Raw genomic sequence first — 12,718 nt, 5'->3', positions numbered from 1 at the left:
CTCCCTGATTACTGCTTGGCCGGAGCGGGGTTGGCCGCCTGCGGCTGCTGCGTCTTGGCGCCGGCCTCGGTGGCGACGACCTCAACGCCGGGCCGCACCATCTGCAGCCCTTCCACGATGACCTTGTCGCCGGCGGCCAGGCCGCCCGTGACCAGCCACTTGTCGCCGATGGCGCGATCGGTCTTGAGTTCGCGCAGTTCGACCTGGTTCTTGGCGTTGACGACCAGCGCCGTGGGCAGGCCGCGCTGGTTGCGCGTCACGCCGCGCTGCGGCACCAGCAGGCCGTCGGCGGCCACGCCGTCGGCCAGGCGGGCGCGCACGAACATGCCCGGCAGGAGGCGGCGGTCCGGGTTGGGGAACACCGCGCGCAGCGTGATCGAGCCCGTGCCCTGATCGACGGTCACTTCGGAAAACTGCAGCTTGCCGGTCTCTTTGTATTGCGAGCCGTCTTCCAGGGTCAGCGTCACCAGCGCGGCCTCTTCGCCGTCCGCCTTCTTCAGCTGGCCGCTGGCCAGCGCGTCCTGCAGGCGCAGCAGCTGGACGCTGGACTGGGTCACGTCGACGTAGATCGGGTCGATCTGCTGCACCGCGGCAAGCGCGTTGGTCTGGTTGGCCGTGACGAGCGCGCCTTCGGTGACCGCGGAGCGACCGATGATGCCGTCGATCGGCGACAGGACCTTGGTGTAGACGAGGTTGATGCGCGCCGTGTCCAGCGCGGCCTTGGCCGACAGCACGTCGGCGGCGGCCTGGTCGCGCGAGGCGACGGCGTTGTCGTAGGTCTGCTGGCTGACCGCGCGGGTCGCCACCAGGGGCTTGTAGCGCTCGGCCAGCAAGGCGGCCGTCTTCTGCTGCGCCTGGGCGCGCGCCAGCGCGGCCTTCTGGCTGTCTACATTGGCCTGGTAGAGGGCAGGATCGATCTGATAGAGCTGGGCCCCGGCCTTGACCTCGCCGCCTTCAGTGAAAAGCCGCTTCTGGACGATGCCGTTGACCTGGGGCCGCACTTCGGCCACCCGGTACGGTGACGTACGGCCCGGCAATTCGGTGGTCAGGGAAACGGGCTGCGTCGTCAGAGTGACAACCGTCACTTGCGGCTTGCCCGCCTGGGGCGCCTCTTGCTTCTTGCCGCAAGCGGCCAGTGTCAGAGCCGATGCCGTCATCGCAACGACGGCCGCGCTGCGCCACATAGCGCTTTTCTTATTCATAGATTGCATTCCCGATTTCAAAAAAAACAGCCCCACGCCGCGCATGCGCGGCGTGCTTGAATGCCCTGTGCGGGCCGGTTTGCCTGGGGCGATCCTGCGAAGAACATCAGCCCATCAGACCGTCTTGGCGCGGTCCGCGTGGATCGACTTGGGTGGTTTCGCGTTGAACACGCAAGGCTGGACGTTTATCGCATTGCTGCATTGCAGAACTCGCATTCTGAGTTATCCCGCTTTAGAAACAAAGGGGCCTGTTGAGAAAACATCATTCCATTTATGGGACAATTGTCCGATCCCCACTATGACAAAATCGCCGTCATGAAACGCCTACAGGGAATGGAACTCTTCGTCGAGGTGGCCAAAACGCACAGTTTTAGCCGCGCTGCGGCAACGCTGGGCGTGCCGAAGTCCACCTTGTCTCGCCAGGTGGCCGAACTGGAGCGGTCGGTGGGCCTGCGGCTGCTGAGCCGCACCACCCGCAAGGTGGAACTGACCGACGCGGGGCGGCTGTACTTCGAGCGCTGCCAGCGCATCGTGGCCGAGGCGCAGATCGCCCATGAAGAACTGCAGAAGCTGGTGGACACGCCTGCCGGACCGCTGCGGGTGAACATGCCCGCGGATTTCGGCACGGACTTCCTGGCTGAGTCATTCATGGAGTTTTCCCGGCGCTATCCCGATGTGACGTTTTTCCTGGATCTCGCGAATCCCGACCACGCGTCGCGCGTGTTCCAGACCTGCGACGTTTCGATCGAAATCGGCGATTTGCCGGATTCGACCCAGATTGCAAGGCTGCTGGGCATGCTGCCCGCCCACCTGTATGCCTCGCGCGAATACCTGGAGAAGCACGGCGAACCGCGCCACCCCAGCGACTTGACCCGGCACGAGTGCATAGAGTTCCGCGCGGAGGGCGCCGGACGCGTGACCCGCTGGCCGCTGACCAATGGCCAGCAGCACATTGAATTCACGCCGGGCAACCGGTTCTCCGTCAATGGCGTCGCCATGGCCCGCCGCCTGGCCATGCTGGGCGCGGGCATCGCGGTGCTGGTGGGCGGCCAGTTGGCGGAACAGCAATCGGGTCAGTTGCAGCGCGTGCTGCCAGACTGGCAACTGGGTCCGTTTCCGGTCCATGCGGTAACCGAGACGCGGCTTCTGCCCGCCAAGACCCGGATCTTCATCGAGTTCCTGATGGAGCGGCTGGGCAGCCACCGGCAAGCGAAGGATACCGCCGCTTTCATGAAATAAAGCTGAGACCGAAACAGATTGAAAAATCTGACGGGCCTCGACATCAGATGTCGGGGAGCGTGACCAATCGGGGACGTGTCTGACGGCGTTGGCCGGCTGGATTGCGCGTAAGGTATCCGGCACCGAGGCGGAACCGTTTTGAATCGAAGACCTTCCCCTGCGGGTGTCGGACGCCGGTTGGGGCCGAGCCCCTTCCGATCAAAACGCTTCGTCGTCGCGCAGATAGCGCCATTGGCCCAGCGGCAGGTCGCCCAGGGCCACCCGGCCGATGCGCACGCGCTTCAGGCCAATCACCTTAAGACCCACCAGTTCGCACATGCGGCGGATCTGGCGCTTCTTGCCTTCGCGCAGCACGAATCGGAGTTGGTCGTGGTTCTGCCAGCGCACCTGGGCGTGCTTGAGGGCCTTGCCGTCCAGCGACAGGCCGTGGTTGAGCAGCTTCAATCCGTTTTCCGACAGGTCGCCCTGCACTCTGACCAGGTATTCCTTGTCGATGGTGGAGTCCTCGCCAATCAGCTGTTTGGCGACGCGACCATCCTGCGTGAGCACCAGAAGGCCTTGCGAATCGATGTCCAGGCGTCCGGCGACGGCCAGCCCGTCCAGATGCGAGCGCTCGAAGCGCTGCGGCGCCCGGTCCCCGGCAAAGCGGGAGCGCGAGTCGATCAGGGCGACGGCCGGCGTATAGCCTTTTTCGGCCTGGCCGGACACATAACCCACGGGCTTGTTGATCAGGATGGTGACGCGAGACGTCTGGCGCGCCGCGGCGGCGCGTTCCAGCGTGATGACCTGATCAGGATAGGCCCGGGCGCCCAGTTCGGACACCACGACGCCGTCGACGCGGACCCAGCCGCGCTCAATATAGCTGTCAGCCTCGCGGCGCGAACACAGGCCCCGCTCGGACATGAGCTTGGAGATACGTACTTTTTCCATGGGCGGTATTGTATGCGGATGGCCGGTTAGGACGGCCGGTCAGGACGGCCGGTCAGGACGGCCGGTCAGGACGGACAGTCACAACCGCATCGCCACCGCCCGTGCGCCCCCGCCCCTGCGGCACTGCGACGCAGACGTCCCGTCAGCGGGGCTTGGCATAATACGCAGCCATGACGATATCCGCAGCACACCGCCCCCCACTTGCCGCAGGCTGGCTGGCGCAAGCCCCGGCCATTCTGTCCCCCGCCCAACGCCACTGGCTGTTCCGTCCGGGCGCGCTCACCGCGGGCCTGCGCCAGGTCGGCCAGGTCCGGCTGCGCGTGCTGGCCGAATACGCAGACGGCGCCCCGCCCGACGAGGCCCGCGCGATGCGCATCGCGCCCGGATCGCCCGTCTGGGTGCGCGAGGTGCTCATGTCGGTGAACGGCGTGGACAGCGTGCCCGCGCGCAGCCTGACGCCGCTGACCGCCTCGCACGGCGCCTGGCAAGGCATGCGCCGTCTGCTGACGCGGCCGCTGGCCGACATGCTTTATCACGACAGCACCGTCATCCGGTCGCCGTTCGCCTGCCGCCGCCTGGCGTCGCCCGTGCCCTTTCATGCGACCGCCGCCGGCGTCCTGGCGCCCGAACAGCGCGCCACGCAGGCCGGCCGCATCTGGGCGCGGCGGTCCGTGTTCTGGCGCCAGGGCCAGCCGCTGCTGGTGGCCGAGTGCTTCCTGCCCGCGTTCTGGGACGTTATCGCCGGCCAGCCGGTGCCGCCTCTGGTGCCGCACCAGCGCACGCCGCGCTGAAGCCTGGACCTGACCTGGGCCTGGACCTGACCCGGATCTGGACCTGACCCGGACCTAGACCTGGACCGAGACCAGACGATGCGCCAGGGGTTCGCCTGGTCGCAAGGCCCTTCGGAACCTGGCAGGCCGGGGCGGCCTCAACCTTCGTAGCGCCGCCCCTGCTCCAGCAGCTCGGGGGTGCCGATCACGTCGTTCAGGCCATCGAAGTCCAGCATGTTGTCCTTCCACGGCGCGGTAGTGCCGTGCTGGCGCAGGCTGCCGTAATAGCCTTGAAGCATGTGCGCAACGGCGCGCGCGGTGCCTCCGGGAAAGATGACGATCCTGAACCCCAGCGCGGCCAATTCGTTTGCGCCCTGCACTGGCGTCTTGCCGCCCTCCACCATGTTGGCCAGCAGCGGCACGCGCGCCGCAAATCGGTCACACGCCGCCCGCATCTGTTCCGGCGTGCGCAGCGCTTCGATGAAGAGCGCGTCCGCGCCGGCTTCCAGATACGATTCCGCGCGGTCCAGCGCGGCCTCCAGGCCTTCGGAAGCCAGCGCGTCGGTGCGGGCCAGGATCAGCGTGGACGCGTTGACGCGGGCGTCGACGGCCGCACGCAGCTTCCCGCACATCTCGGCGGCCGGGATCACGTTTTTGCCGTCCAGATGGCCGCAACGCTTGGGAAAGGTCTGGTCCTCAAGCTGGATCATGGCGGCGCCCGCGCGCTCGAAGCCGCGGACGGTGCGCTGCGTGTTCAGCGCATTGCCAAAACCCGTGTCGGCATCGACGATGACGGAAGCCGACACGCGCTCGGCGATGCGGGCCAGCGTGTCCTCGACCTCGGTGTACGTGGTCAGGCCGATGTCCGACCGGCCCAGGCGGGTGTAGGCGATCGACGCGCCGGACAGGTACAGCGTGTCGAATCCCGCCTGCTCCGCCACCAGCGCCGACAAGGCGTCGTAGACGCCGGGGGCCAACACCGCGCCGGCCGCCAACTGCGCTTTCAGATTCTGTTTTTGCATCATTCCCGTTCCCGAAGCCTGCGCGAGGCTTCTTTCAGTGGTTACACGCCCTGCTCCAGCGTGCGGCCCAGTAGCGCCGCCGCCGTGGCCGCGGCGATATGGCCGCCCGCTACGGCGCTGAGCAGGCCGTTGCCGGACAGATAGCCCGACACGTCATTCCCGGACACGCCGCGGGCAGCGCCGCCAGCGGCCATCAGATTGGGCAAGGGGCGGCCGGACTCGTCCAGGACGCGGCATTGCGCGTCGATATCCAGCCCGCCCTGCGTGTGAAACAGCGCGCCCGTCACTTTGATCGCGTGGTACGGCGCCTGCAGCGTCCGCTCGAAGCGGCGGCCCAGCGCGTCCGTAACGCCGGGAGCAATTCCCTCCAACGTCTGGCGCAGCGCCTGCGGATCGCAGCCGATCAGCGCCGCCAGCGCTGGCGCGTCCGCGCAGGTCTTTAGCGCCTGACCGGCCTCGGCCTCCACGAAATCCGGAAAGCCCCGCGCCAGCGCCAGCGTGCGGTCGTCGAAGACGTTCCACGCCACGGAGCCCGGTTGCGCCAGCACGTGGACGGCGGCCTCGGAATAGCCATGAGTTTCGTCATGGAAGCGGCGGCCGTCGGCATTGATCTGCACGCCGCCGTCCATCATCACGGCCCAGGAAATCAGCGCGCCCTGCGGCGTGGCCCAGGAACCGTGGCCCTGGTAGCCGCCCAGGTCGGCCAGCCGTGCGCCTAACTGCGTGCCCCATTCGACGGCGCTGCCGTCGTTGCCGACGTGTCCGCCATAGACGGCCTCACGCATGGCGGGCAGATGCTGCGCCACCATCGCGGCGTTGCCGCCGAAGCCGTTGCAGGCCAGGATCAGCGCGTCGCAGCCGATCACGTCGACCGATCCATCGGGACGCTCGCAGCCCACCGCGGTGACGCGGCCGTCATCGTCCACCCAGATCTCGCGCGCCAGCGCGCGCGTCAGCAGGTAAGCGCCCGCATCGGTGGCCGCCCGCTCCAGGGCCGCGACCAGCGCCGCGCCCGTGCGCTCCGGCAGCGTGTGCATGCGTCGCGCGGTGTGACCCGGGTACAGGAATCCGTCCAGCACTTCGAACCGCAGGCCGTGCCGCGCCAGCGTATCCATGGCGTCGGCGGCCGCGCCCGTGTAGGCGGCGACCAATTCGGGCGAAGCCGTGCCGTGGGCCTTGGCCTGGATGTCTGCGGCGAAGCGCTGGGCGTCGTCCTCGATGCCGGCAGCGCGCTGCACGGCCGAACCGGCCGCGGGAATGAAGCCGGATGACAAGGCCGACGACCCGCTGGGCGCGGCGTCGCGTTCGATCAGCACGGTCTCGATGCCGGCGTTGGCGAGCCGCAGGGCCGCCGTCAGGCCGCAGGCGCCCGCGCCGATGATGGCCACCGGCACGTGCATCGCGTCCGCGCCGGGCGCGCGCCCCCTTCTGACGACCGGGGCGCTCACGAGGCCAGCCTGTCCAGCAGGTCCTGGCACGACACGACGTCCGCCACCGTGCGCAGGTCCGCCAGCGCGGCGTCGTGCATCGCGGGCGTGGGCGCGGCGCAGCCGTCGGCAAGCACCGTCACGTGATAGTCGCGCATGTGGGCGTCGCGCACCGTGCTGGCCACGCCGCCGTTGGTGACGATGCCTGCCACCACGATGCTGGAAATGCCCGCGCGACGCAGCACCCAGTCCAGCTGCGTGTTGAAGAAGGCCGAATACGCCACCTTCCAGACCGACACGTCGACCAGCCCGTCGAGTTCGGCCACATTGGCCTGGCCCGGCGAACCGGCGACGAAGTCGCCCTTGCGCAGGAAGGGGCGCAATTGCTTGAGGTGGGGCGAGATCATGGGCTCGCCGTGCGCGTCCGGCCACAGCGTGAACTGGCTGGACGCCACGAATCCGCCCTGCGCTTTCAGGGCGCGGGCCACCGGCGCCACGCGCGCCGGCAAGGCGCGCGCCTGCGGGCTGACCGCGCCGCCGCGGTCGTAGGCGCCGGCGGGCGCGAGGAAGTCGTTCTGCAGGTCGATGATGACCAGCGCGGTGGTGCGGGGATCGAAGGTTTGCATGGCGCGCTCCTACGAAGCAGTCCGGGCGATCAGCAGATTGCCCAGGGGATCGACGCGGCCGGCAAAGCCGGGCTCGATCCAGATGGTGGTATCCGGCTGCTCCAGGATGGCGGGGCCCGCCACCTCGGCGCCCACCGGCAGGTCCAGGCGCGCATAGCGCACGGCGTCGTGCCACTGCCCGCCGTGGAAGACCGCCTGCGTGCCCAGCGCGGCCGGCATGTCCTTGCCCGTGGGCGCCAGCAGCGCCAGGTCGAACTTGGGCCGCTGGCCGATGCGGGCGTAACGCAGGTTCAGGATGCGGACCGCGATGCCGGTCAGGCTGCGGCCGAAGGCGGCCCGGTACGCGCGGTCGAACGCGGCGGCGATGCCCTCGCGGTTCAGGTCGCCACGGCCGATCTCCACGCGCACGGTATGGCTCTGGCCCACGTACAGCATGTCCAGTTCGATGCTTTCGCGGATGCCCTCGAAATTCACGCCGGCGGAGTCCAGCCGTTCCTGGCAGGCGCCGGCCAGGCCGTCGATGCGCGCCACCAGATCATCGGTATCCAGCGCGTTCAGCGCTACGTTCAGCGTCTGCACCCCGTCGTGGCGCATGTCGGCCATGACGCAGCCCAGCGCCGACGTCACGCCCGGATAACGCGGGACGATGCCGTGGGCGGCGTCGACTTCGTTCATCATGGCGCAGACGTGCAGCGCGCCGCCGCCGCCAAAGGGCATGTAGGCGAACTTGCGCGGATCGTGGCCGCGTTCGATGGACACGACGCGGATGGCGCCCGCCATCTTGGCGTTGGCCACCGTCAGGATCGCTTCGGCGGCCGCATGCGCGTCCAGGCCCAGCGGCCGGGCCACGTGCTCTTCGATGGCGGCGCGCGCAAGGTTGACGTCCATGGTGGCCAAGAGGCCGCCGCCCAGCGGACGCTCGGCCGCGATGCGGCCCAGCAGCACGTTGGCGTCGGTGACCGTGGGACGCGTATTGCCGCGGCCGTAGCAGGCCGGGCCGGGAATGCTGCCCGCGGATTCCGGGCCGACCTGCAGCAGGCCGCCGGCGTCCACGCTGGCGATCGAGCCGCCGCCCGCGCCAATGGTCTCGATCTGGATCATCGGGGCGCGCACCACCATGCCGAAGTCGATCGACGTCTGCGCCGAAAGCGAGGCCTCGCCATCGGCCACCAGCGACACGTCGAACGACGTCCCGCCCATGTCTCCCGTCACCACGTTGGGAAAGCCCGCGGCGCGCGCGATGGCGGCGCAGGCGATCACGCCCGCGGCCGGACCGGACAAGGCGGTGCGCACGGGCACGTCGCACGCCGTCTGGCGCGACATGACACCGCCATTGCTTTGCACCACCAGCAGTTCGCCCTGGAAACCGTGCTGCTGCAGGTCGGATTCCAGCCGCGTCAGGTAGCTGCCCACGACGGGTTGCAGCGCGGCGTTCAGCACCGCCGTCGAGCAGCGCTCGAATTCGCGGATCTCGGGCAGCACCTCGGTCGCGGCCGTGACGTTGCCATTGGGCCAGATGGAACGCACGCGCGCCGCGGCCTGGGCTTCGTTCGCCGGATTGGCGTAGGCGTTCACGAAGAAGATGCAGACCGCGTCGCAGCCCTGCTCCAGCAACGCGCGCGCCGCGGCTTCGACCTGGTCCAGGTCCACCGGCGTGTGCAGCGCGCCGTCGGCCAACACGCGTTCGCGCACTTCCAGGCGCAGATCGCGCGGCACCACCGGTTCATAGTTGCCGCGCAGGCCCCAGGTGCGGGGCCGGTCGCGCCGGCGCATTTCCAGCACGTCCCGAAAGCCTTCCGTCGTGATGATGCCGGTGCGCGCCACCTTGCGTTCGAGCAGCGCGTTCGTGCCCACGGTGGTGCCGTGCACGATGGTGGCGATGTCGCCCGCGCCGTCGGCGACGCGTGCGATGCCGTTCATGAAGCCGCGCGCTTCCTCGCCGCGGGTCGACGGCACCTTGACGACGCGGGCGCTACCGCCCGCCTCGTCCAGTACGAACAGATCCGTGAACGTGCCGCCCACGTCCACGCCCACCACCAATCCTTGCGCCGCGCTCATGCCGACTGCTCCTTCTGAATGTCGCTTACATAGCCCATCTTGCGGTCGTGCTCGCGGGCCGCGGGATCGCGCCGCGCGGGATCGCCGTAGCCGCCGCCGCCCGGCGTCTCCAGGCGCACGCGGTCGCCGCGCGCAAGCTGGATGCCCAGCATCTTCGAGCTCATGGGCGGGGCCTGCCACTGGCCGTCCTGCTGATAGCGGAAGACGTTCAGCGCAGCCTCTCCGCCGCCCGCGATGCCCTTGGGCGCGCTGCGGCCGCGTTCGCCGAAGATGAAGGCTTCGGCGCTGTCTTCCAGCAATTCGATTTCATAGATGGCGCCCAGGCCGCCGCGGTGCGCGCCGTCGCCCGCCGAATCCGGGCGCAGCGCCCATTGCGTGAAGCGCACCGGATAGGCGGCTTCCAGGATTTCCAGCGGCGGGATGGTGGCGGTGGAAATGGGCGCATTGCCGTGGCTCAGGCCGTCGCCGTCCGAATGGCCGCCGTGGCCGCCGCCGAAGAAGCTGAACATGACCCAGCGCTGGCCCTTGCGGGCGGCATCGCTGCGGTAGCCGGCGATCGACAGCGCGTTGATGGTGCCGTAGGCCTGGGCCATTGCGCGTTCCGGCGCGGCCTGAGCCATGGCGCAGAAGATCACGTCGATCATGCGCAGGATGGTTTCGGTATAGCCGCCCACCGGGCGCGGCCGGTCGGCCGAGATCACCAGGCCGTCGGGCAGCGTCACGTCCACGGCATCCAGCACGCCCGCGTTGGCGGGAACGTCCGGGAACAGATGCTTGAGCGCCACGTAGCAGGCCGCGATCGCCGTCGCCCGCGAAATGTTCACTGGGCCCGCGCAAGCCGGCGACGTGCCGGTGAAGTCCAGCGACAGGCGGTCGCCGGCGACGGTGAGCTTGAGCGCGATGCGCAGCGGCGTGTCGCGCACGCCATCGTTGTCCAGCATGTCCTCGAAGGCGTATTCGCCGTCCGGCAGGCTGGCGATGTGGTCGCGCATCAGGCGGCGCGCCCGCTCGCGCAGAGTGTCCAGGGACTCGAGCACCGTGGCGTCGCCGTATTCGTCCAGCAGGCCGTCCAGGCGTCGCGCGCCCAGCTCCAGCGCGGCAAGCTGGCCGTTAAGGTCGCCCCACAGGCTGTCGGGCAGGCGGGTGTTGGCCTTCAGGATGGCCAGCACGTCCTGGTCCAGGACGCCGGCGCGCACGATGCGCACGGGCGGGATCTGCACCGCTTCCTGCCAGCATTCCGTGGCGGCCGGGTTGTAGTTGCCGGGCACCGCGCCGCCCACGTCGTGCCAGTGCGCCGCCGACGCCAGGAAGCAGAACAGGCTGCCGCCGCGGAACACCGGCTTGACCAGCTTGAAGTCGTTGGCGTGCGTGCCGCCTTCGTACGGGTCGTTGAACAGCCACACGTCGCCGTCCACCATGCCGCCGCGCTCGGCCGCGGCCTTGGCGGCGGCCTTCACGGCGAACGCCATCGCGCCCACGAAGACGGGCAGGCCCGACTTGCCCTGGATCAGCGTGGCGCCCGTGGCGGCGTCGTACATGCCGTGGCACGCGTCATGGGCCTCGGCGATGATGGGGTTGAACGCGCTGCGGTACAGCGTCGCGTCCATTTCGTCGGCGATCTGTTCCAGGCGGCCCTTCAGGACCGCCAGGGTAACGGGGTCAAGCATGATGTTGTTCCTAAGAGGTTTGACGCTGTTTCAGCAGATTCAGCAGTCCGCCGGCCTGCACCATGTCAAGGAGAAAGCCGGGCACGGTCTCGCAGTGCAATTCGTCGGGCGTCCCGTCCGGCCGGGTGATGCGGCCGGCGACGGGGTCCAGCAGGATGCGTTCGCCTTCGGCCAGGCTCTCGGCCTGCCCGCAGGTCAGCAGCAGCAGGCCCACGTTGAAGGCGTTGCGGAAATACAGGCCGTTGAAGGATGGCGCAATCACCGCTGCCACGCCCAGCCGCACCAGCGCAGCCGCGGCCTGCTCGCGGGACGAGCCGATGCCGAAATTGGGCCCGGCCACCAGCACGTCGCCGGGCTGGACCTGCCCGGCGAACTCGGGCCGTACCCGTTGCAGGCAATGGCGGGCGATCTCGTCGATGCCGAATTTCATGTAGGCGCCGGGGGCCAGGGCATCGGTGTCGATGTCCGCGCCCACGCGCCAGACGCGGTGCGTCGTAGTCTGAGCGGTCATTCCATGAACTCCCGAGGATCGGCGACGCGGCCCGCCACGGCGGACGCCGCGACCGTGTAGGGCGACGCCAGATAGACCTGCGCGGTTTCCGAGCCCATGCGCCCCTTGAAGTTGCGCGCGGTGGTGGAAATCACGCTGGCGCCGTCGGGGATGGATCCGCCATAGCCGGCACAGGCGCCGCACGACGTGGCGAACACCTGCGCGCCCGCGTCCCGCAGCACCTGCATGACGCCTTCGCGGTCGGCCTCTTCCTGGTCCTGCCGGCTGGCCGGCGCCACCATCAGCTGCATGCCGTCGGCCAGACGCCGCCCGCGCAGCACGCTGGCCGCGGCGCGCAGGTCGTCCAGCTTGGCGCCGGTGCAGGCGCCGATGTAGGCCACCTGCACCGGCACGTCTTTGTATTGATCGACGTCGCGGGCGTTGGCGGGGCTGTGCGGCGCGGCCACCTGCGGCGCCAGCGCGGCCGCGTCGAACTCGTGCCATTCCGCGTCCGCGCCCGGATCGCTTTGCCAGTGCGCCAGATCCAGTTCTTCCGTGACGCCGGCCTGGCGCAGGTACGCGGCCGTGGTCTCGTCCGGGGCGATCAGGCCCACCTGCGAACCCAGTTCGGCGCTCATGTTGGACAGCGTCATGCGTTCCTGCATCGACAGCGCGCGCACGGCCTCGCCGCAGAATTCCACCGCCTGGTAGCGCCCGCCGTTCATGCCGTAGCGTCCGATCATGTGCAGCATCATGTCCTTGGCGGTGACGCCGTCGGCCAGCCGGCCGTTCCAGCGCATCATCAGCGTCCTGGGCACCTTCACCCAGATCTGGCCGGTGACCGCCACGCCCAGCATTTCGGTGCTGCCGATGCCGAACATGTAGGCGCCGAACGCCCCGCCGGTAGGCGAATGCGAATCGCCGCCCACGCAGAACATGCCGGGCCGGATGTGTCCGTGCTGCGGCACCACCACGTGGCAGATGCCCAGGGAGTCATACACGTTGGGCAGGTTCTGTTCGGCGGCCCAGTCGCGCGCGATGCGCACGATGCGGCGCGACTCGTCGTCGGATTCCGGCACGTAATGGTCGATGACCAGCACGACCTTCGACGGATCCCACAGGCTGGCACCCAGCTCCTGCAGCATGGGCTGCAGGCGCCGCGGACCGCTGGAATCGTGGAACATCGCCAGGTCGACCGCACAGGTCACGATTTCGCCCTCGGCCACCGCCGCGCGCCCGCAGGCGGCGGCGATCAGCTTCTGGGCCAGGGTTTGAGGCTGGGCCATG

Annotated in this window: 11 protein-coding genes; 2 read left to right on the top strand and 9 right to left on the bottom strand. The window is 69.0% G+C overall.

The annotated features are described in order from the left end of the window. Positions 1-8: 8 nt before the first annotated feature. Complete coding sequence (locus RT614_RS01955) at positions 9-1,184, bottom strand: efflux RND transporter periplasmic adaptor subunit (protein ID WP_313620636.1); 1,176 nt, start codon at positions 1,182-1,184, stop codon at positions 9-11. A 351-nt stretch (positions 1,185-1,535) separates the two neighbouring features. Here RT614_RS01955 and RT614_RS01950 point away from each other — a divergent pair, with 351 nt between their 5' ends. Then, the gene (locus RT614_RS01950) at positions 1,536-2,441 is read left to right on the top strand and encodes a LysR family transcriptional regulator (protein ID WP_313620635.1); all 906 of its coding nucleotides are present in this window, start codon (positions 1,536-1,538) and stop codon (positions 2,439-2,441) included. A 198-nt stretch (positions 2,442-2,639) separates the two neighbouring features. Here the strand turns inward: RT614_RS01950 and RT614_RS01945 are convergent, their stop codons facing one another. Continuing rightward, positions 2,640-3,371 (bottom strand): pseudouridine synthase, encoded by a 732-nt coding sequence (locus RT614_RS01945; protein WP_313619897.1) that lies wholly within the window; start codon positions 3,369-3,371, stop codon positions 2,640-2,642. Between the two features lie 170 nt (positions 3,372-3,541). Between RT614_RS01945 and RT614_RS01940 the strand changes: the two genes are divergently transcribed. Further along, a complete protein-coding gene (locus RT614_RS01940) occupies positions 3,542-4,162 on the top strand; it encodes a chorismate lyase (protein WP_313619896.1) in 621 nt (206 codons plus the stop codon). Positions 4,163-4,299: 137 nt separating this feature from the next. Here the strand turns inward: RT614_RS01940 and RT614_RS01935 are convergent, their stop codons facing one another. Genes RT614_RS01935 through RT614_RS01905 form a run of 7 tightly spaced genes read right to left on the bottom strand, consistent with a single transcriptional unit; the run spans position 4,300 to position 12,717 of the window. Next, entirely contained in the window at positions 4,300-5,163 is an 864-nt protein-coding gene (locus RT614_RS01935; RefSeq protein ID WP_313620634.1) for an oxaloacetate decarboxylase, read from the bottom strand. 41 nt (positions 5,164-5,204) lie between these two features. After that, positions 5,205-6,611, bottom strand: a complete 1,407-nt coding sequence (locus RT614_RS01930) for an FAD-dependent oxidoreductase (protein WP_313619895.1) — start codon at positions 6,609-6,611, stop codon at positions 5,205-5,207. Continuing rightward, positions 6,608-7,216 (bottom strand): cysteine hydrolase, encoded by a 609-nt coding sequence (locus tag RT614_RS01925; RefSeq protein ID WP_313619893.1) that lies wholly within the window; start codon positions 7,214-7,216, stop codon positions 6,608-6,610. The genes RT614_RS01930 and RT614_RS01925 overlap by 4 nt, the downstream gene beginning before the upstream one ends. A 9-nt stretch (positions 7,217-7,225) precedes the next feature. After that, a complete protein-coding gene (locus tag RT614_RS01920; RefSeq protein WP_313619891.1) occupies positions 7,226-9,274 on the bottom strand; it encodes a hydantoinase/oxoprolinase family protein in 2,049 nt (682 codons plus the stop codon). Further along, a complete protein-coding gene (locus RT614_RS01915; protein WP_313619890.1) occupies positions 9,271-10,941 on the bottom strand; it encodes a hydantoinase B/oxoprolinase family protein in 1,671 nt (556 codons plus the stop codon). Before RT614_RS01915 ends, RT614_RS01920 begins: the two co-directional genes overlap by 4 nt. A gap of 10 nt (positions 10,942-10,951) precedes the next feature. After that, positions 10,952-11,452 (bottom strand): 3-isopropylmalate dehydratase, encoded by a 501-nt coding sequence (locus tag RT614_RS01910; RefSeq protein ID WP_313619889.1) that lies wholly within the window; start codon positions 11,450-11,452, stop codon positions 10,952-10,954. Then, positions 11,449-12,717 carry a 3-isopropylmalate dehydratase large subunit gene (locus RT614_RS01905; protein WP_313619888.1) on the bottom strand — a complete coding sequence of 423 codons (1,269 nt, stop codon included), beginning with the start codon at positions 12,715-12,717 and terminating at the stop codon, positions 11,449-11,451. Before RT614_RS01905 ends, RT614_RS01910 begins: the two co-directional genes overlap by 4 nt. Position 12,718 lies beyond the last annotated feature (1 nt).

Source organism: Achromobacter sp. (genome assembly GCF_032102605.1).
Lineage (GTDB): Bacteria > Pseudomonadota > Gammaproteobacteria > Burkholderiales > Burkholderiaceae_B > Achromobacter.
Note: the sequence above shows the minus strand (reverse complement) of the source record. Positions and strands in the feature narration are given on the sequence as shown.

Coding starts and splice junctions, on each gene's coding strand:
- RT614_RS01955 (WP_313620636.1), bottom strand. CDS start 1,184: ATGTGGCGCAGCGCGGCCGTCGTTGCGATGACGGCATCGGCTCTGACA.
- RT614_RS01950 (WP_313620635.1), top strand. CDS start 1,536: ATGGAACTCTTCGTCGAGGTGGCCAAAACGCACAGTTTTAGCCGCGCT.
- RT614_RS01945 (WP_313619897.1), bottom strand. CDS start 3,371: ATGGAAAAAGTACGTATCTCCAAGCTCATGTCCGAGCGGGGCCTGTGT.
- RT614_RS01940 (WP_313619896.1), top strand. CDS start 3,542: ATGACGATATCCGCAGCACACCGCCCCCCACTTGCCGCAGGCTGGCTG.
- RT614_RS01935 (WP_313620634.1), bottom strand. CDS start 5,163: ATGCAAAAACAGAATCTGAAAGCGCAGTTGGCGGCCGGCGCGGTGTTG.
- RT614_RS01925 (WP_313619893.1), bottom strand. CDS start 7,216: ATGCAAACCTTCGATCCCCGCACCACCGCGCTGGTCATCATCGACCTG.
- RT614_RS01920 (WP_313619891.1), bottom strand. CDS start 9,274: ATGAGCGCGGCGCAAGGATTGGTGGTGGGCGTGGACGTGGGCGGCACG.
- RT614_RS01915 (WP_313619890.1), bottom strand. CDS start 10,941: ATGCTTGACCCCGTTACCCTGGCGGTCCTGAAGGGCCGCCTGGAACAG.
- RT614_RS01910 (WP_313619889.1), bottom strand. CDS start 11,452: ATGACCGCTCAGACTACGACGCACCGCGTCTGGCGCGTGGGCGCGGAC.
- RT614_RS01905 (WP_313619888.1), bottom strand. CDS start 12,717: ATGGCCCAGCCTCAAACCCTGGCCCAGAAGCTGATCGCCGCCGCCTGC.